The 22,223-nt window shown below is 71.6% G+C and carries 23 protein-coding genes; 19 read left to right on the forward strand and 4 right to left on the reverse strand.

Annotated features, from left to right (window positions below; translation table 11 throughout):
* Positions 1 to 35 precede the first annotated feature (35 nt).
* The 11 genes from AB0I59_RS28240 to AB0I59_RS28290 all read left to right on the forward strand — a co-directional run bounded on the left by AB0I59_RS28240 (position 36) and on the right by AB0I59_RS28290 (position 11,758).
* A complete protein-coding gene (locus AB0I59_RS28240) occupies positions 36 to 1,226 on the forward strand; it encodes an acyl-CoA dehydrogenase family protein (RefSeq protein ID WP_061257938.1) in 1,191 nt (396 codons plus the stop codon).
* A 69-nt stretch (positions 1,227 to 1,295) separates the two neighbouring features.
* Positions 1,296 to 2,231, forward strand: coding sequence for a hydroxymethylglutaryl-CoA lyase (locus AB0I59_RS28245; protein ID WP_358137709.1), 936 nt, complete (start codon positions 1,296 to 1,298; stop codon positions 2,229 to 2,231).
* 49 nt (positions 2,232 to 2,280) lie between these two features.
* On the forward strand, positions 2,281 to 3,819 hold the full coding sequence (locus AB0I59_RS28250) for a class I adenylate-forming enzyme family protein (protein ID WP_061257795.1): 1,539 nt from the start codon (positions 2,281 to 2,283) through the stop codon (positions 3,817 to 3,819).
* A 43-nt stretch (positions 3,820 to 3,862) separates the two neighbouring features.
* Positions 3,863 to 4,993 carry an SMP-30/gluconolactonase/LRE family protein gene (locus tag AB0I59_RS28255; protein WP_358137712.1) on the forward strand — a complete coding sequence of 377 codons (1,131 nt, stop codon included), beginning with the start codon at positions 3,863 to 3,865 and terminating at the stop codon, positions 4,991 to 4,993.
* The gene (locus AB0I59_RS28260; RefSeq protein ID WP_358137714.1) at positions 4,990 to 5,373 is read left to right on the forward strand and encodes a nuclear transport factor 2 family protein; all 384 of its coding nucleotides are present in this window, start codon (positions 4,990 to 4,992) and stop codon (positions 5,371 to 5,373) included. Before AB0I59_RS28255 ends, AB0I59_RS28260 begins: the two co-directional genes overlap by 4 nt.
* A gap of 48 nt (positions 5,374 to 5,421) precedes the next feature.
* Complete coding sequence (locus AB0I59_RS28265) at positions 5,422 to 6,528, forward strand: homogentisate 1,2-dioxygenase (RefSeq protein ID WP_061257796.1); 1,107 nt, start codon at positions 5,422 to 5,424, stop codon at positions 6,526 to 6,528.
* Positions 6,525 to 7,712, forward strand: a complete 1,188-nt coding sequence (locus AB0I59_RS28270; RefSeq protein WP_061257797.1) for an alpha/beta hydrolase — start codon at positions 6,525 to 6,527, stop codon at positions 7,710 to 7,712. Before AB0I59_RS28265 ends, AB0I59_RS28270 begins: the two co-directional genes overlap by 4 nt.
* A gap of 61 nt (positions 7,713 to 7,773) precedes the next feature.
* Entirely contained in the window at positions 7,774 to 8,982 is a 1,209-nt protein-coding gene (locus tag AB0I59_RS28275) for a thiolase family protein (protein WP_358137719.1), read from the forward strand.
* The gene (locus tag AB0I59_RS28280; protein WP_358137722.1) at positions 8,979 to 9,740 is read left to right on the forward strand and encodes an SDR family NAD(P)-dependent oxidoreductase; all 762 of its coding nucleotides are present in this window, start codon (positions 8,979 to 8,981) and stop codon (positions 9,738 to 9,740) included. Before AB0I59_RS28275 ends, AB0I59_RS28280 begins: the two co-directional genes overlap by 4 nt.
* Before the next feature lie 69 nt (positions 9,741 to 9,809).
* Positions 9,810 to 10,979 carry an acyl-CoA dehydrogenase family protein gene (locus AB0I59_RS28285; protein ID WP_358137974.1) on the forward strand — a complete coding sequence of 390 codons (1,170 nt, stop codon included), beginning with the start codon at positions 9,810 to 9,812 and terminating at the stop codon, positions 10,977 to 10,979.
* Positions 10,976 to 11,758 carry an enoyl-CoA hydratase/isomerase family protein gene (locus AB0I59_RS28290; protein WP_358137725.1) on the forward strand — a complete coding sequence of 261 codons (783 nt, stop codon included), beginning with the start codon at positions 10,976 to 10,978 and terminating at the stop codon, positions 11,756 to 11,758. Before AB0I59_RS28285 ends, AB0I59_RS28290 begins: the two co-directional genes overlap by 4 nt.
* Before the next feature lie 32 nt (positions 11,759 to 11,790).
* On the opposite strand, the gene aztD is transcribed toward AB0I59_RS28290, so the two are convergent.
* The 4 genes from aztD to aztB all read right to left on the reverse strand — a co-directional run bounded on the left by aztD (position 11,791) and on the right by aztB (position 16,235).
* Positions 11,791 to 13,005, reverse strand: coding sequence for a zinc metallochaperone AztD (gene aztD, locus AB0I59_RS28295; protein WP_358137728.1), 1,215 nt, complete (start codon positions 13,003 to 13,005; stop codon positions 11,791 to 11,793).
* Positions 13,006 to 13,075: 70 nt separating this feature from the next.
* Positions 13,076 to 14,062, reverse strand: a complete 987-nt coding sequence (gene aztC, locus AB0I59_RS28300) for a zinc ABC transporter substrate-binding protein AztC (protein ID WP_061257943.1) — start codon at positions 14,060 to 14,062, stop codon at positions 13,076 to 13,078.
* Positions 14,063 to 14,067: 5 nt separating this feature from the next.
* Positions 14,068 to 15,333 carry a hypothetical protein gene (locus AB0I59_RS28305; protein ID WP_358137732.1) on the reverse strand — a complete coding sequence of 422 codons (1,266 nt, stop codon included), beginning with the start codon at positions 15,331 to 15,333 and terminating at the stop codon, positions 14,068 to 14,070.
* On the reverse strand, positions 15,330 to 16,235 hold the full coding sequence (aztB, locus tag AB0I59_RS28310) for a zinc ABC transporter permease AztB (RefSeq protein WP_082777141.1): 906 nt from the start codon (positions 16,233 to 16,235) through the stop codon (positions 15,330 to 15,332). Before aztB ends, AB0I59_RS28305 begins: the two co-directional genes overlap by 4 nt.
* Before the next feature lie 52 nt (positions 16,236 to 16,287).
* On the opposite strand from aztB, the gene aztA reads away from it, so the two are divergent.
* The 8 genes from aztA (at position 16,288) to AB0I59_RS28350 (ending at position 22,213) form a co-directional block, all read left to right on the forward strand.
* Positions 16,288 to 17,004: a zinc ABC transporter ATP-binding protein AztA gene (gene aztA, locus AB0I59_RS28315; protein ID WP_358137735.1), complete on the forward strand. Its 717-nt coding sequence runs from the start codon at positions 16,288 to 16,290 to the stop codon at positions 17,002 to 17,004.
* A gap of 120 nt (positions 17,005 to 17,124) precedes the next feature.
* Entirely contained in the window at positions 17,125 to 17,415 is a 291-nt protein-coding gene (locus tag AB0I59_RS28320) for a BMC domain-containing protein (protein WP_061257802.1), read from the forward strand.
* Positions 17,416 to 17,424: 9 nt separating this feature from the next.
* Complete coding sequence (locus AB0I59_RS28325) at positions 17,425 to 17,748, forward strand: BMC domain-containing protein (protein WP_061257803.1); 324 nt, start codon at positions 17,425 to 17,427, stop codon at positions 17,746 to 17,748.
* Positions 17,745 to 18,020: a EutN/CcmL family microcompartment protein gene (locus tag AB0I59_RS28330; RefSeq protein ID WP_061257804.1), complete on the forward strand. Its 276-nt coding sequence runs from the start codon at positions 17,745 to 17,747 to the stop codon at positions 18,018 to 18,020. The genes AB0I59_RS28325 and AB0I59_RS28330 overlap by 4 nt, the downstream gene beginning before the upstream one ends.
* A 35-nt stretch (positions 18,021 to 18,055) precedes the next feature.
* A complete protein-coding gene (locus AB0I59_RS28335; protein ID WP_358137739.1) occupies positions 18,056 to 19,570 on the forward strand; it encodes a 2-hydroxymuconic semialdehyde dehydrogenase in 1,515 nt (504 codons plus the stop codon).
* Complete coding sequence (locus AB0I59_RS28340; protein WP_061257806.1) at positions 19,567 to 20,361, forward strand: 2-keto-4-pentenoate hydratase; 795 nt, start codon at positions 19,567 to 19,569, stop codon at positions 20,359 to 20,361. The genes AB0I59_RS28335 and AB0I59_RS28340 overlap by 4 nt, the downstream gene beginning before the upstream one ends.
* Complete coding sequence (locus AB0I59_RS28345; protein ID WP_061257807.1) at positions 20,354 to 20,779, forward strand: RidA family protein; 426 nt, start codon at positions 20,354 to 20,356, stop codon at positions 20,777 to 20,779. The genes AB0I59_RS28340 and AB0I59_RS28345 overlap by 8 nt, the downstream gene beginning before the upstream one ends.
* 27 nt (positions 20,780 to 20,806) lie before the next feature.
* Complete coding sequence (locus AB0I59_RS28350; RefSeq protein WP_061257808.1) at positions 20,807 to 22,213, forward strand: M24 family metallopeptidase; 1,407 nt, start codon at positions 20,807 to 20,809, stop codon at positions 22,211 to 22,213.
* The last annotated feature ends 10 nt before the right edge of the window (positions 22,214 to 22,223 follow it).

Below are 22,223 nucleotides of genomic sequence, written 5' to 3' on the forward strand. Positions count from 1 at the left end.
CGGCACCGCCCGTGCCGACGGAGGACGAGGATCAGATGAGTTTCGAGATTCCAGCGCACGTGCGGCCGATCCGGGACGCGGTGTACGCGTTCATGACCGAGCGGGTCGAGCCCGCCGAGGAGGTGCTCGACCGCGGGGGCCCGGACGCGGCCGAGGCGCTGCGCGCCCTGCGGGCCGACGCCAAGGCCGAAGGGTTGTGGGCGCTGGGACACCCGGCGGAGATCGGCGGCGGCGGCCTCCCGTTCCTCGACTACGTGTACGTCAACGAGGTCCAGGGACGCAGCCACTACGGGCAGGTGGCCCTCGGCACGCTGAGCCTGCAGGACTCGATCATGCTCGACCGCCACGCGGATCCCGCGCTGCGCGCCACGTACCTGGGGCCGCTGGTGCGCGGTGAGATCACCCCGAGCTTCGCGATGACCGAGCCGGAGGTCGCGAGCTCGGATCCCACGCAGCTGGCGACGACCGCCGTGCTCGACGGCGACGAATGGGTGATCAACGGGCACAAGTGGTTCACCACCGGGGCGGCGCAGGCGAGCTACACGACCGTGATGTGCCGGACAGAACCGGACGCGGCCCCGCACGACGCGTTCAGCATGATCATCGTGCCGACCGGCACGCCGGGCTACCAGGTCGTCCGCGAGACCCCGACGCTGGGCGTCAGCGGCGGGCACTACGAGGTCAGGTACGACGACGTGCGCGTGCCCGCCGCCAACCTGCTCGGCGGCAGGGGCCGGGGGTTCACGATCGCGCAGGAACGGCTCGGGCCGGGCCGCATCTTCCACGCCATGCGATGGCTGGGCCAGGCCCAGCGCGCCTACGACCTGATGTGCGCCCGGCTGAACGACCGGGTGGCCTTCGGAGAGCCGCTGGCACGCAAGCAGCTCATGCAGCAGCACGTGTTCGAGTCGTACGCCGAGATCCAGGCGTGCCGCCTGCTGACCCTGCACGCCGCGCACAAGATCGACCAGGGTGACCAGGCCCGCGTGGAGATCGGCGCGATCAAGGTGGTCGGCGCCCGGATGCTGCACAACGTCATCGACCGGGCGATCCAGGCGTACGGCGCCATGGGCGTCACCGACGACACCCCGCTGAGCCTCATGTACCGCAACGCGCGGCTCGCGCGCATCTACGACGGGCCCGACGAGGTGCACGTCCACACCGTCGCGCGGCGCATCCTGCGGCGCTACGCCGGGGGCGGCGGATGGGAGTTCGGGCTGTCCTGAGACGGCCCCCTCCCAGGCCACTCCCCGCCGAAGAGCGACGCGACGACGAGCGATCAGGAGCACTTCAGAATGACCTCCGGAACCCCCACCCACCCCTTCGCCGCGGCCGTTCCCGGCGTGCACGTCGAGATCGTCGAGGTCAGCCCCCGTGACGGCCTCCAGAACGAGGCCGTCACGGTCGGCACCGAGCACAAGAAGCGGCTCGTGGAGGACCTGGTCGCCGCGGGTGTGCGCCGCATCGAGGTGACGAGCTTCGTCCGCCCGGACCGCGTACCGCAGATGGCCGACGCCGACGCGCTGATGGCGAGCCTGGAGAGCCGCCCCGGCGTCACCTTCGTCGGCCTGGTGCTCAACCGCAGGGGCGCCGAGCGGGCGATCCGCGCCGGCATCCACGAGCTGAACTACGTCGTGCCCGCCACCGACGCGTTCGGGACGCGGAACCAGGGGGTGACGACCGACGAGGCGCTGAAGCAGCTCGAGGACATCGGCGTGCTCGCCGAGCGGGCGGGAATCCCGCTCTCGGCCACCGTCGCCGTCGCCTTCGGCTGCCCGTACCAGGGAGAGGTGCCGACCGAGCGGGTCGTCGAGGTCGCGCGGCTCGTGCTCGGCACGTCCTCCGTACGTGAACTCGCGCTCGCGGACACGATCGGGTCGGGGGTGCCGCACGAGGTGTTCGAGCGGTTCACCGCGGTCCGCGAGATCTCGGACGTGCGGCTGCGCGCCCACTTCCACGACACCCGGCGTACGGCCATCGCGAACGCGCAGGCCGCGATCGCCGCGGGGGTGACCGCGCTGGACGCGAGCGCGGCCGGGCTCGGAGGGTGCCCGTTCGCGCCGGGGGCCGCGGGCAACGTCGCGACCGAGGACCTCGCCTGGGCCCTGCGGCGCGGCGGATACGACACCGGCCTGGACATCTCCGCGATCGTCGCGGCCGGCGCGCAGGCGTGCGAGCACCTGGGCACGACGCCCCGCTCCGGTGTCGCGAACGCCGGGGTCTTCCCCTAGCCGTCCGATCGCCCGTCGAGACCCGACCCCCCCGCCGAAGGAGAACGACATGCTCGTCAGTGATGTGTTGCGCCGCAACGCGCGGCGCACTCCCGACAGAAACGCCCTGCTCATGGTCGACGGCTCGGGGGCGCGGACCTACGCCGAGCTGTACGAGCGCGCGACGCGCCTCGCCAACGCGCTGCTGGGCGTCGCCGCGCCCGGTGACCGCGTGGCGATCCTGTCCGAGAACAGCCCCGAGTACGTCGAGGCCTACTACGGCGTCCCCTCCGCGGGGATGGCGCTGACCATGCTCAACTACCGTCTGCACCCGAAGGAATGGGTGTGGATCCTCAACGACTCCGGCGCCCGCGTCCTGCTCGTCGCGCGGCCCTACCTTGAGGCGATCGCCGACCACCTGGGCGAGATCGAGGCGCTGGAGCACGTCATCGTCATCGGGGACCCCGCGCCGGGCTTCCGGACGTACGACGACCTGGTCGGCGCCGCCTCCGCCGCCGTACCCGAGGTGCCCGTCGGCGCCGACGACGTCGCCTGGCTGCTCTACACCAGCGGGACGACCGGCTTCCCGAAGGGGGCGCAGCTCACTCACCGCAACCTCACCACCGCGATGATCCAGTCGGTCCTGGAGTACGACCCGACGCCGCGGACCCGGTTCCTCAACGCCATGCCGCTGTGCCACGTCGCCGGATATCTCACGCCGACGCACCAGTTCTACGGCGGGTCGGTGCTGATGATGTCCGGCTGGGACCCGGAACTGTGGATGCGGCTGGTCCAGGAGCACCGGGTCACCAGCGGCGGGTTCGCGCCGACCATGATGTCGATGCTGCTGGCGCACCCGAAGATCTGGGACTACGACCTCGACAGCCTCGAATGGATGGGCTACGGCGCCTCCAAGATCCCGGCCGACGTGCTGCGCCGGACCATCGAGAGGTTCGGGTCGGTCGTCTACGCCGGGATGGGGATGACCGAGCTCGGCGGGAACATCCTGACCCTCGACAAGGAGGCGCACATCCGCGCCGCGAACGGCGAGGAGCACCTGCTCGACGCGGTCGGGAAGCCCATGTCGCTCGTCGACGTACGCGTGGTGAACTCGGCCGGCGAGGACTGCGCCGACGGAGAGGTCGGGGAGATCGTGGTCCAGGGCGACCAGGTCACGGTCGGCTACTTCGGGAATCCGGAGGCGACCGAGCAGGCGTTCGCCGGCGGCTGGTTCCACACCGGCGACCTCGCCAGGCGCGACGAGGAGGGGTTCCTCTACATCGTCGACCGCGCCAAGGACATGATCATCTCCGGTGGCGAGAACGTCTACTCCAGCGAGGTCGAGAACGCCGTCTACGAGCACCCGGGCGTCGCCGAGGCGGCGGTCATCGGCCTGCCCGATCCGGTCTGGGGCGAGAAGGTCGCCGTCGTCGTGGTCCGCAGGGAGGGCCACGAGGTGTCGGCGGACGACGTCGTGGGCCAGTGCACGAGCAGGCTCGCCTCCTACAAGCGGCCGCGGGAAGTGATCTTCGTGGACTCCCTGCCGAAGACGGTCAGCGGAAAGATCCGCAAGAACGACCTCCGCGAGCGGTACGGCACCGCGAAGTGAGGTCCGGACACAGGAGATGACAGACATGAGTACCGGCGCATCCGTGCCTGAGAGTCATGAACAGCCGCGGCCGCGGCTCTCCCGCCGATGGCTGATCCGCGGGGTGGGAGTGGCGGCCGCGGGCGCCGCGGTGCTGGGCTCGGCCGGCGGCACCGCCGCCGCGGCGGCCCTCCCCGGCGGCCGTGAGGACGGCGGCCGTCAGGACAAGGGAAAGAACCCCGGGAAGGGAAAGAAAGTGAAGATCACCACGCTCGCCACCGGACTGAAGTTCCCCGAGGGCCCGGTCGCGCTCCCCAACGGTGACGTGCTCGTCGTCGAGATCCACCGCAAGACGCTGACCCGGATCACTCCGGACGGCACGACCTCGGTGGTGGCCGAGCTGGGCGGCGGGCCCAACGGCGCGGCGCTCGGCCCCGACGGGCGCGTCTACGTCGCCAACAACGGCGGCATGTACGCCTTCGACGTCGGCGGCTTCGTCTTCGCCGGCGGCATCCCGGCCGACTACACGTCCGGCAGCATCCAGGCGGTCGACCTGAAGACCGGCGCGGTGGAGACCCTCTACACCGCGGCAGACGGCCATGACCTGCGCGGCCCGAACGACCTGGTCTTCGACTCCGCGGGCGGGTTCTACTTCACCGACCACGGCAAGAGCGACGGCGCCACCGGCGACAAGGGACGGCTGTTCTACGCCACCCCCGACGGAAAGTCGATCAAGCAGATCGCCGGCGGCATGGAAGGCCCCAACGGCATCGGTCTCTCGCCCGACGGAAAGCGCCTCTACGTCAGCGAGACGTACACGGCGCGGGTCTGGTGGTGGGACGTGACCGGGCCGGGGCGGATCACGGGCGGAAAGTCGCTCGGCGGCTCCGGCGGCGGCAACTTCCTCTACACGGCGGCCGACTACACCAACTTCGACTCGCTCGGCGTCGAGGCGGGCGGCAACGTCTGCGTGGCGTCGATGATCCACGCCGGGATCTCCGTGGTGAGCCCCAAGGGCGACCTGGTGGACTTCGTCGAGATCGACACCGACGGCGACCCGGGCATCACCAACATCTGCTGGGGTGGCCCCGGCATGCGGACCGCGTACATCACCGCGTCCAGCACCGGAAAGCTGCTGAAGGTCGAGTGGCCGAGGCCGGGCCTCGCGCTCAACTTCGCGGGCGGGAAGAAGTGAGCGGGATCGCCCAGACCGCGGACCGGTTCTTCGACGCCGTCTCGCGCGGGGACACGGCGGTGCTCGCGTCCCTCTACAGCCCGGACGCCGTCATCTGGCACAACTACGACGACATCGAGCAGACGCGCGAGCAGAGTATGCGGCTGCTCTCCTGGCTGGACAGGAAGGCCGGTCCGCTGCGGTACGTGGACGTGCGCCGGATCCTGCTCGACGACGGATTCGTGCAGCAGCACGTCGTCGAGCTCGGCGGCGGGTGCGCCGGGCTGCGCATGCCCGCGATGCTGCGCGTCTTCTGCGACGACCGGCACATCCACCGGATCGAGGAGTACGTCGATCCCGGTCCGCTCAACGAACGGCTGGCGGCGACCGCGTCGCGCTGACGCGACCGTCGCCGGACCACCATCGGACGGAGACAGGAGAAGAAGGCAATGGAGTCATTCGTCCCGTTCCGCAGAGGGACCACACCTCGGAGGATCCACGCCGACCTCGACGGCCTCAAGGACGACGAGCTGGGACGCGCCGGATTCACCGGTCGAACCGCGCATCTCTACCGGCGGCACGACCCGACCCGGTACCGCAGCGAAGGGCCGCTGGCCCCCGTAGACGTCAGCGTGGACGCGCTGACGCCCACGGACAGGGACGACCCCGCCGGCGAGCCGCTGCTCCTCTTCAGCAACGCCGACTGCCGGATCTCGCTGAGCGCGCGGACCGAGGCGCCGCCGTTCTACGTGCGCAACGTGGACGGTGACGAGCTGCACTTCGTGCACAGCGGTACGGGGAGCTTCGTCACCGAGTTCGGCACGCTCGCGTACCGGCCGGGCGACTACGTCTACATCCCCAAGGCGACCACGTACCGGCAGATCCCTGACGACGGCGGATCCCGGGTGCTGGTCGTCGAGGCGGTGGAGGAGTTCCGCGTCCCGGAGGCCGGCGTCCTCGGCCGGCACTTCCCCTTCGACGGCGGGCTCGTCGTGATCCCCGAGGCCGCCGTCGTGGAGGACGACGGGCGCGACGAGTACGAGGTCCGGCTGTACCACTCCGGGCAGCACACCTCGATCTACTACCCGCACGACCCGTGCGACGCGGAGGGCTGGCGGGGAGACAACTTCCCGTTCACCTTCAACATCGACGACTACGACGTGCTCACCTCGGAGAGCGTGCACCTACCGCCCACCGTCCACCTGTTCATGCAGGCCACCGGGGTGTACGTCATGAACTTCCTGCCGCGGGCGGCAGAGAGCGTCCCGGGCACCGAACGGTTCCCCTGGTACCACCGCAACGTCGACTACGACGAGATCGCCTTCTACCACGGGGGAAGCGTCTTCGGGATCGACATGCCGCCCGGCCTCATCTCGCACGCGCCGCAGGGCGTGCACCACGGCGCGCCCGAGAAGGCCCGTGAGCGGTCCCGGCGCCGCTTCGACCGGGACACCCGGGTCGAATGGAAGATCATCGCGGTCGACACGCGGCGGCGGCTGGTGCCCAGCGAGGCCGTGCTCGCGGCGGCCGCCGCGGAACCGGAGGTGGAGGCATGACCACGGACACGACGTTCGGCTACGACCGCATCCCGTACCTCGTGGTGTTCGACGACGAGTCCCCCTACCGGGACACGTACGGCGGGCCGAGCGAGATCGTCGCCCTGGAGAGCTACCTGCTGCGGCCGCGCGGCGTGGAGTCGGACACCGTCATCGTGTTCATGCACCCCATCGGGGGCGGGGCCTACCTGCCGATGATGAACGGCCTGGCCCGCGCCGGACACCACGTCATCTACTGCGGCAGCCGTTACCGGGGCGTCGACAGCGCGCTGATCATGGAGAAGGTGGTCCAGGACCTCGGGGCCTGCGTCCGCGACGCCCGCGAGCGGCTCGGCTACGCCAAGGTCGTGCTGGCCGGATGGAGCGGCGGCGGCGCGCTGTCGCTGTTCTACCAGCAGCAGGCGCAGCACCCGACCATCACGGCCACCCCCGCGGGCGACCCGCTGGACCTCACCAGGTCCGGCCTGATCCCCGCCGACGGGATCATGCTGCTCGCCGCGCACGTCAGCCGGCACGGGACCATGACCGAATGGCTGGACGCGTCGATCCTGGACGAGTCCGACCCGGACGTCCGCGATCCGGAGCTCGACCTCTACGACCCGCAGAACCCGAACCGGCCCCCGTACACCGCGGAGTTCGTCGAGCGGTACCGCGCGGCGCAGATCGCCCGCAACCGCACGATCACCGCGTGGGTCAGGCAGCGGCTCGACGACCTGCGCGCCTCCGGCCGCGAGTTCGAGGAGCGCGCGTTCGTCGTGCACGGGACGATGGCCGACCCGCGCTGGCTCGACCCCGCGATCGATCCCAACGACCGGGTCCCCGGCCGGTGCTATCTGGGCGACCCGCGCCTGGTCAACAACGGCCCGGTCGGGCTGGCGCGTTTCTGCACGCTGCGGAGCTGGCTGTCGCAGTGGAGCTACGACGACGCCAACGGCGACGGCGTCCGGTGCGCCGAGGACCTGCGCGTCCCCGCGCTGGTGATCGGCAACAGCGCCGACGACGCGTGCACCCCGAGCCACACCCGGCGCCTCTTCGAGGCGGTCGGGCACCCGGACCGGACGCTGCACGTGGTCAAGGGAGCCACGCACTACTACGCGGGGCCGGACCAGCGGCCGATGCTCGGCGAGGCCATCGGAGTGATCTCCGGGTGGCTGGCCGAACGCGGATTCGCCGCGCGGATCTGACCCCCGATTCTCCCGATCGACCTGTCGCGGCCCGCCCCGGACGCGACCAGAGAGGATTCCCATGTCGGAAGCAGTCATCGTCGAGGCGGTGCGCACGGCCACGGGCAGGCGGCACGGGTCGCTGTCCGGCTGGCACCCGGCCGAACTCGCCGCCAGGACGCTCTCCGCGCTCCAGGAGAGGACCGGCCTCGATCCCACCGTCGTCGACGACGTGATCATGGGGTGCGTCACCCAGAACGGCCTGCAGAGCACGAACATCGCCCGCACCACCGTCCTCGCGGCCGGCTGGCCGGAGACGGTCCCCGGCACCACCATCGACCGCCAGTGCGGTTCCTCGCAGCAGGCGATCCACTTCGCCGCCCAGGCGATCATGGCCGGATCGTGTGACGTGGTGGTCGCCGCCGGCATCGAGTGCATGTCGACCGTCCCGATGTTCTCCAACGCCCCCGACGGCGACATCCTCGCCGTGTACGGCGAGGTGGCGCGTGCCCGCTACGCGGACCGCGAGGTGTACGGCACCTGCGGGCTCGTGCCGCAGGGCCTCGCGTCCGACCTGGTGGCGGAGCGGTGGGACATCGGCAGGGAGGAGCTCGACGCCTACGGCCTGCTCAGCCAGCGGCGCGCGGCGGCGGCGCGGGCCGAGGGCCGGTTCGACCGGGAGATCGTCCCCGTGCCGCGCAGGCTGCGCGACCGCGAGACCGGCGAGGTGACCGAGCCGGGCGGCACCCTGACCGCCGACGAGTGCCTCCGGGAGACCTCGGCCGAGGCGCTGGCCGGGCTCAAGCCCGCCTTCCACCCCGAGGGCAGGATCACGGCCGGCAACTCGTCGCAGATCGCCGACGGGGCGTCCGCCGTCCTCGTCATGAGCGCGGAGAAGGCGCGCGCCCTCGGCCTGCGCCCGCGCGCGGTGATCCGGCACATGACCGTCGTCGGCTCCGACCCGGTCGAGATGCTGACCGGCCCGATCCCGGCGACCCGGCGGATCCTCGACCGGGCCGGGATGAGCGTCGGCGACATCGACCTCTTCGAGGTCAACGAGGCATTCGCCTCGGTCGTGCTCGCCTGGCAGCGGGAGGTGGGCGCCGACCCCGCCAGGGTCAACGTCAACGGCGGCGCCATCGCCCTCGGGCACCCGCTCGGCGCCTCCGGCACCCGGCTGATGACCACGCTGCTGCACGAGCTCGAGCGCACCGGCGGCCGGTACGGCCTGCAGACGATGTGCGAGGGCGGCGGCATGGCCAACGCCACGATCATCGAGAGGGTGTCGTGACCGGGGCCGCCCACGTCATCGACCTGAGCGGCAAGGTCGCGGTCGTCACCGGCGCGTCGAGCGGGCTGGGGCGCCGGTTCGCCCTGGTCCTGGCCCGCGCCGGGGCGACCGTGGTGGCCGCCGCACGGCGGGTGGACCGGCTCGACGACCTCGCCGCCGGGCAGGAAGGGATCGTGCCGCACCGGTGCGACGTCACCGGCGAGGACGACCGCGCGGCGCTGATCGCCCGCGCCGACGAGCTCGGCGGGGTGGACATCCTGGTCAACAACGCCGGATGGGCCGATCCGCTGCCCGCGTACGAGCATCCGGTGGAGTCGTTCCGCGAGACGCTCGACATCGACCTGACCGCGCTGTTCCGGCTCAGCGCGCTCGCGGGAAGGTCGATGTCGGCGCGCGGCGGCGGATCCGTCGTCAACATCGCGTCGATCCTCGGCCTGGTCGGGTCGGCGCCCGTCACCCAGGCGGCGTACGGCGCGGCCAAGGGCGCCGTGATCAGCCTCACCCGGCATCTGGCCTGCGAATGGGCCCGCGACGGGGTCCGGGTCAACGCGATCGCGCCGGGCTGGTTCCCCAGCGAGCTGACCGAGCGGATGCTGGCCGACGAGAGCGCGAGCCGGTGGATCAGGCGCAACACCCCGATGGGCCGTCCGGGCCGTCCGGAGGAGCTCGACGGCGTGTTGTTGCTGCTCGCCGGTCCCGGCGGGGCCTTCATCACCGGGCAGACCATCGCCGTGGACGGCGGCTGGACCGCACGGTGAATCCCACGGTGAATCAGACACGGTGAATCAGACACGGTGAACGGGCGATGAGAAAGAGGAGTGATGGCCGTGCGTCGTGACCTGTTCGACGAGACCCACGAGGCGTTCCGCGGCAGTTTCCGGGCGTTCGTGCGGGCGGAGATCGAGCCGTACCACGAGAAGTGGGAGGCCGAGGGCCGGGTCGACAAGGCGATGTTCCGCGCCGCCGGGGAGAAGGGCTTCCTCGGCATGGCGGTGCCGGAGGAGTACGGCGGCATGGGCGAGCCGGACTTCCGCTACAACGTGATCATCTCGGAGGAGCTGCAACGGGCCAACGTCATCGGCTCGGGCATGTGCATCACGCTGCACAACGACATCGTGCTGCCGTACCTGCTCACGGCGACCACGCACGAGCAGCGGGCCCGCTGGCTGCCGGGCATGGTCACCGGCGAGACGATGGGCGCGATCTCCATGACCGAGCCCGGTGCGGGGTCGGATCTGGCGTCCATCCGCACGACCGCGACGCTCGACGACGGTCACTACGTGGTCAACGGGTCGAAGACGTTCGTCACCAACGGTCTGAACTCCGACCTCGTCGTGGTGGCCGTCAAGACCGACCCCGAGCAGCGCCACCGGGGGATCAGCCTGCTCGTGGTGGAGGAGGGCACGCCCGGCTTCACCCGGGGGCGCCGCCTGCGCAAGATCGGCCTGCACAGCCAGGACACGGCGGAGCTGTTCTTCGACGACGCGCGCGTGCCCGCGGCGAACCTGCTCGGCGAGCCGGGGACCGGCTTCACCACGCTGATGAGGAACCTGGCGCAGGAGCGGCTGGCGCTGTCGGTCTCGGCGATCAGCGGCGCGCGCGCCGTCCTCGACTGGACGATCGCCTACTGCCGTGAGCGCACGGCCTTCGGCAGCCGGCTCTCCTCCTTCCAGAACACCAAGTTCGTCCTCGCGGAGCTGACCACGGCCACCGAGGTCGCCCAGGTGTACGTGGACCACCTCGTCCGCCGGCACCTGGCCGGCGAGGTCGAGGCCGAGGACGCGGCCAAGGCCAAGTGGTGGACCACCGAACTGCAGCAGGACGTGGTCAACCGCTGCCTGCAACTGCACGGCGGTTACGGGTTCATGCAGGAGTACCCCGTCGCCCGGGCGTTCCTGGACGCGCGGGTGCAGACCATCTACGCCGGCACCAACGAGATCATGAAGGAGATCATCGGAAGGTCCATCGACTCCCCGGCGCGGGGTGACCGCGGATGAGCGTCGACCGCGCCGACCGGGACGGTCGGGACGGCCGCGTCGACCGCGAAACGCGGGACGGCGTCGTGACGATCACCCTGAACCGTCCGGACAAGCTCAACGCCATGACCGACGCGATGTGGAGCGCCCTGGACGCGACGCTGGCCGAGCTGTCGGCGGATCCGGAGACGCGCGTGGTGGTGATCGCCGGGGCGGGCGGCGCGTTCTGCGGAGGATCGGACGTCGGCGGCCTCGTGGACGACCTCGACGCGCTGCCCGACAGGATGCGGGTCTCGAACCGGTGCGTCCTGGCCGTGCACGAGGCGCCGTTCCCCACCGTGGCGATGGTCGACGGGGTCGCGGCTGGCTCGGGCGCGAACCTCGCGCTGGCGTGCGACTTCGTGGTGGCCAGCGACCGGTCCCGCTTCCTCCAGCTGTTCGTACGGCGCGGGCTGTCGCTGGACAGCGGGGCCAGCTGGCTGCTGCCCAGGCTGGTGGGAGACAGGAGAGCACGCCGGCTGGCGCTCCTCGGCGACTCCCTCGACGCGGCGACCGCACTGGTGTGGGGGATGATCAACACGGTCGTCCCGCCGGAGCGGCTGGACGCGGAGGTCACGGCGCTCACCGACCGGCTGCGCGGGTTCTCGCCGAAGGCGCTGGCCGGGTCCAAGAAGTTGCTCGGCGCCGCCTGGGACAGCGACCTGGCGGAGGCGCTGGAGGCGGAGATCGCCAACCAGGTCGACGTGATCGCCTCGCCCGAGGCCCAGGCGGCCATCGGTGACTTCCTGCGCCCCCGCTGACCGCCTGCTCCTCACGGTGTACGGTCTCCGGGTCAGCCGCTGACCCCGCTGAGTTCGTTGGGGGCCTGGGGCAGCGTCACGGTCCTCAGCTTCTTCCTCGCGTCGATGTCGATCGCGTGCAGTTCCTTCCTGCTCGGATCGGTCACGTAGGCCGTGCGGCCGCGGACGAAGATCGCCGGGCGCGGCTGCTGCCACTCCAGCGGTTCGCGCCACTCGGCCATGATCTCGACGCTGTCCACGACCTTCCCGCTCTCGGGATCGATCACGTGGAGCCGGCCGTCGGTTCCCAGTACGAGAGCCTCGCCGTGCGGTCCACGCGCGAGGGACCGGAAGGTGTAGCTCGTGCCGAGGTCCACCAGCCGCATGGAACCGGACGCGGTGTCGATGAGCGAGATCCGCTGGGGGCGTTCGAGTTCGGCGTCGGGGTCGTTCTTGTAGTCGCCGAGGACGATCGCCGACGCCTCGGAGCCGGCCTGGTTGCCGATCCTCCCGTACGCGTCCGGGCTGTCGATCTTGCTGATCGCGCCGTCCTTGTAGAGCAGGACGCCGTCCTCGCACCCGATCACGACGGCCTCGTCCTTGGCGGCGGCCTCGCCGTGGACGCCCGGGCACTTCTCGCTACGGGCGATCTCCTTGCGGGCCTTGTCGAGGACCAGGATGCCGAGCCGCTTCTCCTCGGTGCCGAGCGTGGTCACCAGCTCGCCGTTCGCCAGCTCGATTGCGACACCGTGGTGGGGCGCGGCGGCCGTGTAGGTCTCGGCCTCGGGCAGGCCGCCGCCGAGATCCTTGGGGTCGAAGACGGTGACCACGCCCGTCCCGTCGGAGAAGAGCACGGTCTTTCCCGCGTGCCGTACGACGTGGCCGGGCTTGGCCCCCGTGAACTCGTCGGCCTTCAGCGTGGAGGAGACGGCGTCGAGCACGCGGAACCCGGTCGAGGTGGAGACCAGCACGTGGCGGTCGTCTCCGGCGGGGTTGACCCGGTTGAACCCGGCGAGTGGGATGTCCGCGGCGATCTGGAGGGTCTCCCCATCGAGGACGTACAGCCCGCCGTCGTACGTCGTGACGAGGGGGTCGGTGACGGGGGTCGCGACGCGCGCCGGTTCGGGGGCCCGCGTGGGTGCGGCCGAGTGCGCCGTTCCGGCCGCCTGTGGTGTCGCGGACTGCCGCGACGCGCAGGCGCTGAGGAGGAGTCCCGCGACGAGCAGCGCGGGGAGCGCCGCCACTCGGGTACGCGGCCAGGCATTCATGTGTCGTGCACCTTTCTCTGTTTCCGGTGTTCGGTGTTTCCGGTGTTTCCGGTCGGTCCCGTGTCGGGTGTCATCGCTCGCTCAGGCCGTCGACGATGGCCTCGGTGTTGGAGCGCATCATCTCCACGTAGTTGGAGGCGCCCTTCCGCGTCGCGCTCAGGGATTCGGAGAACAGCGCGATGACCCGTACCTCCAGCCCGGCCTCCGAGGCGAGGACCCGGGCCAGCCGCTCCGGCTGGGAGGAATCTGCGAAGATCGCCGGCACCCCGGCCGCGCGTACGGCGTCGGCCAGTGATTTCAGGTCGGACGCGCTGGGGGAGGCGAGCGTCGTGCCGCTGGGGATCACCGCGCCGACGACCCTGAAGCCGTACCGCTCCGCCAGGTAGCCGAAGACGTGGTGGTTGGTCACGAGGTCGCGCCTGCCGGGCGGGACGGCGGAGAACCGCGTCTCCATCCACGTGTCGAGCTCCTCGACCTCCCCGCGACAGCGTGCGGCGTTCGCCCGGACCGCCGCGGCGTCGACTCCGTCCACCTCGGTGACGACCCGTTCGGCGATCAGGTCGACGGCCCTGGCCATCCGGCGCGGATCGGTCCAGAAATGCGGGTCGTGCCGCCCCGACATGTCGTTTCCGGCGTTCCCGGTGCCGGTCCCGCCGGTCCCGGTGCCGTTCCCGGCGTATCGGATCGGGTCGATCCCCTCGCCGACGGCCAGGGCCGGAACCCCGGCTTCCCGCGCGGCCTGCACATGGCGCAGGACGCCCTCCTCCAGGCCGAGGCCGTTGTACACGACCAGTGCGGCCGTCTCCATCACGGCCGCCTGCCGGGCCGAGACCGCGAACGAGTGCGGATCGGAGTCCGGCTTCATCAGCACGGTCACCTCGGCCTCGTCGCCGACGACGCGGCGGACGATGTCGCCGAGGATGTTCGTGGTGACGACCACGGCCGGACGCCGCTCGCCGGCGCCCGCGCATCCGGTCAGGGAGACGCACGCCCAAAGGACGACCGCCACGAGGAGGGAGAGGACGCGCCGCGACGCGTCCCGATGTCGAGCCGTCATCGTGGTCACCGTCCCGTCTCCACCATCGACGCGGGCGTGAACCCGAGTTCGAAGGTGCGGGCGCGCCGCAGGTCGTCGTCGTAGTCGATCTCGTAGATCGCCTTCGCGGCCGGGTCGTTGACATAGGCCCGGGCGGCGTCGACCTGGATGGCCGGCGTCGGCAGATCGCCGGAGCCGGGCAAGGGGGCGGCGAGCAGCTCGGCCGTCGCGGTCTCCTCACCGGTTCCGGGGTCGTACGCGTGCAGCACGCCGTCCGCGGTCAGGGCGAGGACCGGCGCTCCGTCGCCGGCGGCGGTCACGGCCACCGCGGGGCCGGTCCGCAGGAGCGTCCACTTCCTGGCGGAGACGTCGAGCAGCCAGATCCCCGTGTCACCGGCGCGTGCCGCCAGAGTCGTGCTTCCCGGACGGTGGGCGAACTCCCGGACTCGGTCGCCCTCCGAGGTCTTCCCGGGATAGCGGATCTTCGCGCCCGAGAACGCGCCGCCCTCCTCGGTGACCAGCAGCGCGCCGTCGGCGCAGCCGAGCACGGCGCCCCGTCGCGTCACGGCCGCGCCGCGCGGTTCCGGGCACGGCTCGCCGATCCCGGAGATCGGCCCGCCGTCCCTGGCGCGCACCTCCACGCCGCCCGTCGCCTTCCCGCCGGGCCCCACGGCCGGCACGAGCAGGTGTCCTCCGTACGGCACGACGGTGCCGTGGCGCCCGCCGCCGCCGATCGCGGTGGTCTCGACGATGTCCCCCCTGTCCAGCGCGGCGCGGTCGAGGACCCTCGCCGAGCCGCCGGTGAAGGTCACGGCGGTGACGCCCGCGTCTCCGAAGGCGTTCTCCGGACGCCCACCCGCCACGGTCCCGATCTCGCGCGCCTCGGCGCGGTAGTAGTGGGAGTGATCACCGTGGTCGACGGTCCAGGCGCCGCCGTCGATGACCCGCGTCGCCGTACCGCCGGGTGCGGTCAGATAGGCGAACCGGCCGTCGCCGCTGAGGGCCCCGTCGATGCCGCTCCCGACATCGCTCCCGGAGCCGCCCACGGCGGAGACCTTTCCGGTGGTCAGATCGAGGACGTGCGCCGTCCCGGTGTCGCCGTCGGCGATGATCAGCCGGGGCTGCGGCTCGGCGGTCTCCTCGGCGCCCTCGACGTGTCCGTGGGGGACGACCTCCTGGCGCCGCCCGGGCTCTCCCGCCGAGGTCACACCGGCCGAGGCGCATCCGGCCAGCAGCATTCCCACCGCCGCGGTCGCGGTGAGCGCCGCGGCGGCCGTGCTGTTCCAGGTCACGATGGGTGCTCGACTTCCGTGCGGGGGCCGGTGAGGGCGGAGGACGGGTCCGAGCGGGTACGGCGGCGCCGCGGGAGACCCGCCGGCGCTGACGTGAACACCGGCACGCAGGCCGCCGACACGAAGAACAGGGACACGGAGACGGCGGCGATCGTCGCGCCCGCGGCCGTGCCCAGATGCCACGACAGGATCAGGCCGGTCGCCGTCGAGCCGACGCCGAGGAGGGCCGCCCCCAGCATGATCGTCGGGATGCGCCGGGCCCACAGCGCCGCGGCCGCCGGCGGGGCGATGAGAAGGGCGAAGACGAGGAGTGTCCCGACGACGTGGAAGGACGCGACGATGGCGAGGGTGACGAGCCCCAGCAACACGGCGTGAGCCGCACCCGGCCGTAACCCGAGGGTGTGCGCCTTGCGCGGGTCGAAGGCGAGGGCGACGAAGGACCGGTGGCCGAGCACCGAGACCACGGCGGCGACGACCAGCGCGGCGGCGAGCCAGATCAGGTCCGCCGGGCGGACCGCGAGGACGTCGCCGAAGAGGAACCCGGTCAGATCGACCGCGAACGACTGGGAGTGCGACACGACGATCACTCCCAGGGAGAGCATCCCGGCGAAGAGCAGGCCGATGCTCGTGTCCTGCGACAACCGGGGTGACCTGCCGAGCGCGGTCACGCCGAGGGCCATCGCCCCCGCGCTGAGCGCGGCGCCGAGCAGGATGTCGCCGCCGAGAAGCGATGCGAGGGCCACGCCGGGAAGCATCCCGTGTGACATCGCGTCGCCGAGGAAGGCCAGGCCGCGCAGGACGACCCAGGTCCCGGCCAGGGCGCAGATCAGGGAGACGAGGATCCCGCCCCACAGCGCCTGCCGTACGAACGCCACCTCGAAGGGGCCGAACAACCATTGCATGGTCAACACCATATAATGAAAACGGTAACCATTTTCAAATGGAGGTGTCGTCGTGCGGAACGAGGAAGAGACGGCGGTCGTGGTTCAGGGCCTCACCGCGGGCTACGCGCGGCGGGCCGCCCTGCGCGACCTCACGGCGCGGTTCCCGCGTGCCCGCGTGACCGCGGTCGTCGGCCCGAACGGCTCCGGGAAGTCCACCCTCCTGGGTGTGCTCGCCGGTGTCGTCCGGCCGATGTCCGGCTCCGTCGAACGCGCGAGCACGCGCCGCCCGGGGTTCGTCGCGCAGCGCAGCGCGGTCTCCGACAACCTGCCGATCACGGTCAGGGAGGTCGTCCAGATGGGGCGATGGGCTCACCGCGGCCCGTGGCGGCGGCTGTCGGAGCGGGACAGGTCGGTCGTCGACGACCGCATGGCGCGCCTCGGAGTCCTCGACCTGGCCTCGCGCCGGTTGGGCGCCCTGTCGGGAGGCCAGCGACAGCGTGCCCTCATCGCCCAGGGCCTCGCTCAGGAGCCCGATCTGCTCCTGCTCGACGAGCCGGCGACGGGGCTCGATCTCGAAGCGCGACGGTGCGTCTCCGAGGTGCTCGACGGCGCGAAGGCGCACGGCGTCACGGTGGTCCACGCGACGCACGATCTCGCCGCCGCGAAGCGGGCGGACCACTGCCTGCTGCTCAAGGAAGGCCGGCTCGTCGCGGAAGGTCCCCCCGGCGCGGTGCTCGCCCCGGAGGCACTCGCGCACATCTGGGGGCCCGCTCAGAGCGAGTGGTGAGCTTGTCCGGCAGGGCCGGACAACGGTGCTGTGGCGCCAGGGGAGGTGCCCTAGGTTCCCTGACACCACCGATGGACGGCGGGTGTTCAGGACCGCCCGGCCGTCAGGAAGGCACAGGGGATGAGTAAGGCAGTTGCGTTCATTGAGGCCGACGGCATGGTGGCCATCTTCGATGCCGTCGACGCCATGGTGAAGGCCACCGAGGTCACGGTCGAGGGCACCATGCGCCTCGGCGGTGGCATCGTGGCGGTCTCGCTGAGCGGCGACCTGGCCACGGTCGAGGAGGCCACCGAGATCGGCGTGGCCACCGCCAAGTCGATCTCTCGGGGCAAGGTCAGTTCCGTGATCTTCGCGTACCCGAGCGTTCCCGTCACCGCGCTCGCGACCAACCCCTCCCTCATCGACGGCTAGGAGAACGTGATGTCAGGTTCACAGAACGCGATCGGTCTGATCGAGACCCGTGGGATCGTCTCCCTGGTCGCTGGCATCGAGGCGATGATGAAGACCGCCGAGGTGCAGACGATCAACGTCGAGCGGATCGGCTCCGGTTACTTCTCGGCCGCCATCAAGGGCAGCATCGCCGCCGTGCGCCAGGCGCTCGACTCCGGCTCCGCCGCGGTCAAGCAGTACGGCGAGTTGCGTTCGGCGCAGCTCTACCCCCGCCCGGACGCGATCTCGGTCGGGCTCCTCGACAACGGCACCCGTGACCTGCTGGCCGGCGGGCAGAGGGCTGAGGCGTCGTGATACTGGCGCAGGTCACCGGCCGTCTCTGGAACGAGCGCGCGGTCTCCGGTCTGGAGCAGCGGCGCCTCGTGACGGTACGGCCGATCGGTGAGGACACGACCCTCGTCGCGGTCGATCTCATCCATGTGGCCCCGCCGAGCCTCGTCCTGCTCGCCGCCGACGAGGCGGCACAGGCGGCCGTGGGCGGCGACGTCTCAGGTGTCGACCTCGCGGTCGTCAGCCTGGTGGCGGGAGCCGACGCGGTCGCCGTGGACAGCGGCGAAGCCAGGTGAGCGGGGACGCCCGTCATGCGTGGAGAGGGGGATCGGTGACACGGGTTCTGCGGAACTACGTGGGCGGCGAGTTCGTCGACGGCACCGCCACGTTCGAGAAGGTCAGCCCGGTCGACGGCGGCGCCGTCGCGACGGTCCACGAGGCCGACGCGGTCATCGTGGACGCCGCGGTCGCCGCGGCCAGGACGGCGCTGAACGGCGCGTGGGGCCGCAGCACGGTCGCCTGGCGGGCGGCGCTGATGCGCCGCGTCGCGGACCGCATCGAGGAGCGGTTCGACGACCTGCTCGCCGCCGAGGTCGCCGACACCGGCAAGCCGGTGCCGCTGGCCAGGGAGCTGGACATCGCCAGGGCGGCGGCGAACTTCCGCGCGGCCGCCGACATGATCGTCTCGAAGGGGCTCGACTCCTACCTCACCGAGACGGCCGACGGGCGCCGCGCGCTGAACTACGCGGTGCGCAAGCCGCTGGGCGTGGTCGCGGTCATCGTGCCGTGGAACCTTCCGCTGCTGCTGCTCACCTGGAAGGTCGCTCCGGCGCTCGCCTGCGGGAACGCGGTCGTGGTCAAGCCCTCGGAGGAGACGCCGTCCTCGGCGACCCTGCTGGCGGAGATCATGGCGGAGGCGGGCGTACCCGACGGCGTCTACAACGTGGTGCACGGCTTCGGCTCGGGTTCCGCGGGTGAGCTGCTGACCACCCATCAGGACATCGACGGCGTGACGTTCACCGGTGAGTCCAGGACGGGCTCGTCGATCATGAAGGCGGTGGCGCCGTGGGTGCGCCCGGTCTCCTTCGAACTGGGCGGCAAGAACGCCGCCATCGTGTTCGACGACGCCGATCTCGACCGCACGGTCGCGGGGCTCGGCCGGTCGATCTTCACGAACACGGGCCAGGTCTGTCTGTGCACCGAACGGGTGTACATCCAGCGTGGCGTGTTCGACGAGGTGGCCGGACGGCTCGCCGAGCTGGCGAGGACGCTGAACCCCGGCCGGCCGGAGGCGCCCGGTACGGACATCGGGCCGCTGATCTCCCAGAAGCACCGCGCCAAGGTGCTGTCCTACCTGTCGCTGGCCGCCCAGCAGGGCGCGGAGTGCCTGGTCGGCGGCGGCGTGCCGGAGATCCCGGACGAGCTGGCCGGCGGCGCGTGGATCCAGCCGACCCTGTGGACCGGCCTGGACAACGCCACCGCCGTCATGCGCGAGGAGATCTTCGGCCCGGTCGCCGGGCTGGTCCCGTTCGACAGCGAGGCGGAGGCCGTCCGGCTGGCCAACGACACCAGGTACGGCCTGGCCGCGGCGGTCTGGACGCAGGACATCGACCGCGGTCACCGGGTCGCGCAGCGGATGAACGTCGGCATGGCCTGGGTCAACACCTGGTACCTGCGCGATCTGCGCTCCCCGTTCGGCGGTGTCGGCCTGTCCGGCGTCGGGCGTGAGGGAGGGGAGCACTCACTGCACTTCTACACCTCGCCGACGAACGTCTGCGTCAGCCTGAACGACCTCGCGGACTCCGGGGAGGGCGCCGTGGACACCCTGGGAAAGGAGCGGTCATGATCACCGATCGGGTGGACGCCGTCGCCGAGCTCCTCGCGGGCGCGGAGCGTGACGGGATCGCGGTGCGGCAGCCCGAGGTCCCGCTGTCGATCGACGAGGCATACGCCGTACAGACGAGATCGCTGCGCGGGCGGGAGGCCAGGGGTGAGCGCCAGGTCGGCGTGAAGCTCGGCTTCACCAGCCGCGCCAAGATGGCGCAGATGGGGATCGACGACGTCATCGTCGGTTTCCTCACCGACGCCCACCACGTCGGGGACGGGGGAGACCTCTCCCTCGCCGGGCTGATCCACCCCCGGGTCGAGCCCGAGGTGGCCTTCCGGCTGGCCCGCGACGTCGACACCACCGACCCGGCCGACGACCTGGTGTCCGCGGTCGACGCGGTCGCCCCGGCGCTGGAGATCATCGACTCCCGCTACCGGGACTTCCGGTTCAGCCTGCCCGCCGTGATCGCCGACAACACCTCGGCCGCCCGCTTCGCGGTCGGGCCGTGGGCGCCGCTCCCCGCGGACCTCGGGGATCTCGACGTGGTCCTGGAGGTCGACGGCACCGCCGCCGCGTCCGGATCGACGTCGGCGATCCTGGGGCACCCCCTGGAGGCGCTGCGCGAGCTGCGCCGGATGGCCGAGCGGTACGGGCACCGGCTCCGGGCCGGTTCCGTGATCCTGGCCGGGGCCGCCACCGCCGCCGTCCCGATGCCGACGACGGGTGTGGTCACGGCGCGGGTGGCCGGGCTCGGCGAGGTCGGCGTACGAGTCGTGGGCGGGGCGCGAGGGGGCGGCGTCGATGGCTGAATCCCGGGTGGTCCCGGGCCTGGCCGTCCCGCGTGGAACGTTCCCGCACGTCAAGGTGGCCGGTGACCTGATCTTCGTGTCGGGCACCAGCAGCCGGGCCGCGGACAACAGCATCGTCGGCGCGAGCGTCGACGAGATGGGCACCAGGTCCCTGGACATCAAGGCACAGACGCGTGCGGTGATCGAGACGATCCGGCGCATCCTGCGATCGGTCGGCGCCGACCTCGGCGATCTCGTGCAGGTCACCACCTACCTGGTCAACATGAACGATTTCGGCGGCTACAACGAGGTGTACGCGGAGTATTTCGACGAGACGGGGCCGACGCGTACGACCGTCGCCGTCCATCAGCTCCCGCATCCCCACCTCCTGCTGGAGATCCAGGCGGTCGCGCACCGCCGTACCGGCGGCGCGCGGTAGCCGGCGCCAGACATAGGGAGAGAACGCATGGCGAGCGTCTTCCGGGTGCCACTCGGAAACGAGCGAGTGATCCACCCCGGGGTGGCCGCGCCGGGCCCGGCAACCGGCCCGCGCACCCAACCTCCGCCGCGGAGGCCGGCGGCGCCCGCGCCGGCGACCCAGGCGCCGACGGCCGAGGCGCCCTCGGGGCAGGCGGGATCCGCGGGGCAGGCGGGCACGCGGGACTGCAAGTGTGTGCTGCCGCACCCGCAGGCCGCTGAGGCACGGCAGATGAGCGGCACCGGCTCGCTGGCCGAGCGGGACCGCCGCTGGGCGGCGCTGCACCGGGCCATGGCGGCCGAGGGCTATGACGTCCTGCTGTTCGCCGGGGCCGACTACCGGGGCCACAAGGGCAGTCTGCGCTACATCGCGGACTACAACCTGGCCCACAGGTACGGGTACGCGGTGATGTTCCCCGGCGAGGAGCCCGTCATGGTGCTCCCGCAGAACCTCTCGTCCGGACGCCGCCCGCACACCGGTTGGGTGTCCGACTACCGGTACCCGTACAACCTGGGCGAGGGGCTGGCCGAGGTGCTGGCCGCCCGCGGCCGTTCTCCCCGGGTCGGCGTCGTCGGTCTCGGCCAGGTCATGAAGGTCGAGGACTATCTCGCGGTGACGCGGGCCCTGCCGGCCGCGCGGATCGAGGACGCGAGCGTGCTGTTCGACCGGGTACGGGCGATCAAGAGCCCGGCCGAGCTGCGGGCGGTGCGGGAGAGCGCCTACATCCTGGACCGCTGCTTCGACCGGCTGCTGGAGATCGCGCGGCCGGGCATGACCGAGCGGTCCATCGCGGCCGAGATGTACCGTACGGCCGCCGCGATGGGCGGCGAGGACCCGCTGTTCCTCACGATGTACGTCGACGCCGAGCCGGCCGGTCCGGTTCCGACGTTCGGCGCGCCGAGGTACCGCGAGCTGCGGGTCAACGACGTGCTGACCTTCTCCTACGAGCTGGTCGGTCCGGCCGGGTACTGGGTGGAGTTCGCCCGGATGATCACGTTCGCCGAGCCGTCGGAGCCGGTGAGCCGGCTCGCGCGGGCGGTCGGCGCCGGCATGGGAGCGGCCTGCCGGGCGCTGCGTCCCGGCGTCGCGATGGGCGACGTGCAGCGCGACCTGATCGCCGCCGTCGAGGCGGAGGGCGTGAAGTCGTCCTACTGGTCCGGGCACGGTGTGGGCCTGGACGTCCTGGAGGAGCCCTGGGTCGGCCTGGACGTGGTTCAGGACAGCGGGAACGCCGGCGCGGTGACCGAGACCGCGGACGGGATGGCGCTCGCGATCCACCCGACCCTTTGGGATGAAGAAACGGCCACTATGGGCTATATGTCCGATACTTACGTAGTCTCGGACGGTTCATGCCGGGCCCTTTCCAAGCACCCCGTCCAGCTTTACCGCGTCTAACGCGTGCTCA

The sequence above is a fragment of the Microtetraspora glauca genome (genome assembly GCF_040656155.1).
Taxonomy (GTDB): Bacteria; Actinomycetota; Actinomycetes; order Streptosporangiales; family Streptosporangiaceae; genus Microtetraspora; species Microtetraspora glauca.

Excerpts from the sequence above, each read along its gene's own strand:
- AB0I59_RS28240 (WP_061257938.1), top strand. The coding sequence starts at position 36 with ATGAGTTTCGAGATTCCAGCGCACGTGCGGCCGATCCGGGACGCGGTG.
- AB0I59_RS28245 (WP_358137709.1), top strand. The coding sequence starts at position 1,296 with ATGACCTCCGGAACCCCCACCCACCCCTTCGCCGCGGCCGTTCCCGGC.
- AB0I59_RS28250 (WP_061257795.1), top strand. The coding sequence starts at position 2,281 with ATGCTCGTCAGTGATGTGTTGCGCCGCAACGCGCGGCGCACTCCCGAC.
- AB0I59_RS28265 (WP_061257796.1), top strand. The coding sequence starts at position 5,422 with ATGGAGTCATTCGTCCCGTTCCGCAGAGGGACCACACCTCGGAGGATC.
- AB0I59_RS28270 (WP_061257797.1), top strand. The coding sequence starts at position 6,525 with ATGACCACGGACACGACGTTCGGCTACGACCGCATCCCGTACCTCGTG.
- AB0I59_RS28275 (WP_358137719.1), top strand. The coding sequence starts at position 7,774 with ATGTCGGAAGCAGTCATCGTCGAGGCGGTGCGCACGGCCACGGGCAGG.
- AB0I59_RS28290 (WP_358137725.1), top strand. The coding sequence starts at position 10,976 with ATGAGCGTCGACCGCGCCGACCGGGACGGTCGGGACGGCCGCGTCGAC.
- aztD (WP_358137728.1), bottom strand. The coding sequence starts at position 13,005 with ATGAATGCCTGGCCGCGTACCCGAGTGGCGGCGCTCCCCGCGCTGCTC.
- aztC (WP_061257943.1), bottom strand. The coding sequence starts at position 14,062 with ATGACGGCTCGACATCGGGACGCGTCGCGGCGCGTCCTCTCCCTCCTC.
- aztB (WP_082777141.1), bottom strand. The coding sequence starts at position 16,235 with ATGCAATGGTTGTTCGGCCCCTTCGAGGTGGCGTTCGTACGGCAGGCG.
- AB0I59_RS28320 (WP_061257802.1), top strand. The coding sequence starts at position 17,125 with ATGAGTAAGGCAGTTGCGTTCATTGAGGCCGACGGCATGGTGGCCATC.
- AB0I59_RS28325 (WP_061257803.1), top strand. The coding sequence starts at position 17,425 with ATGTCAGGTTCACAGAACGCGATCGGTCTGATCGAGACCCGTGGGATC.
- AB0I59_RS28340 (WP_061257806.1), top strand. The coding sequence starts at position 19,567 with ATGATCACCGATCGGGTGGACGCCGTCGCCGAGCTCCTCGCGGGCGCG.
- AB0I59_RS28345 (WP_061257807.1), top strand. The coding sequence starts at position 20,354 with ATGGCTGAATCCCGGGTGGTCCCGGGCCTGGCCGTCCCGCGTGGAACG.
- AB0I59_RS28350 (WP_061257808.1), top strand. The coding sequence starts at position 20,807 with ATGGCGAGCGTCTTCCGGGTGCCACTCGGAAACGAGCGAGTGATCCAC.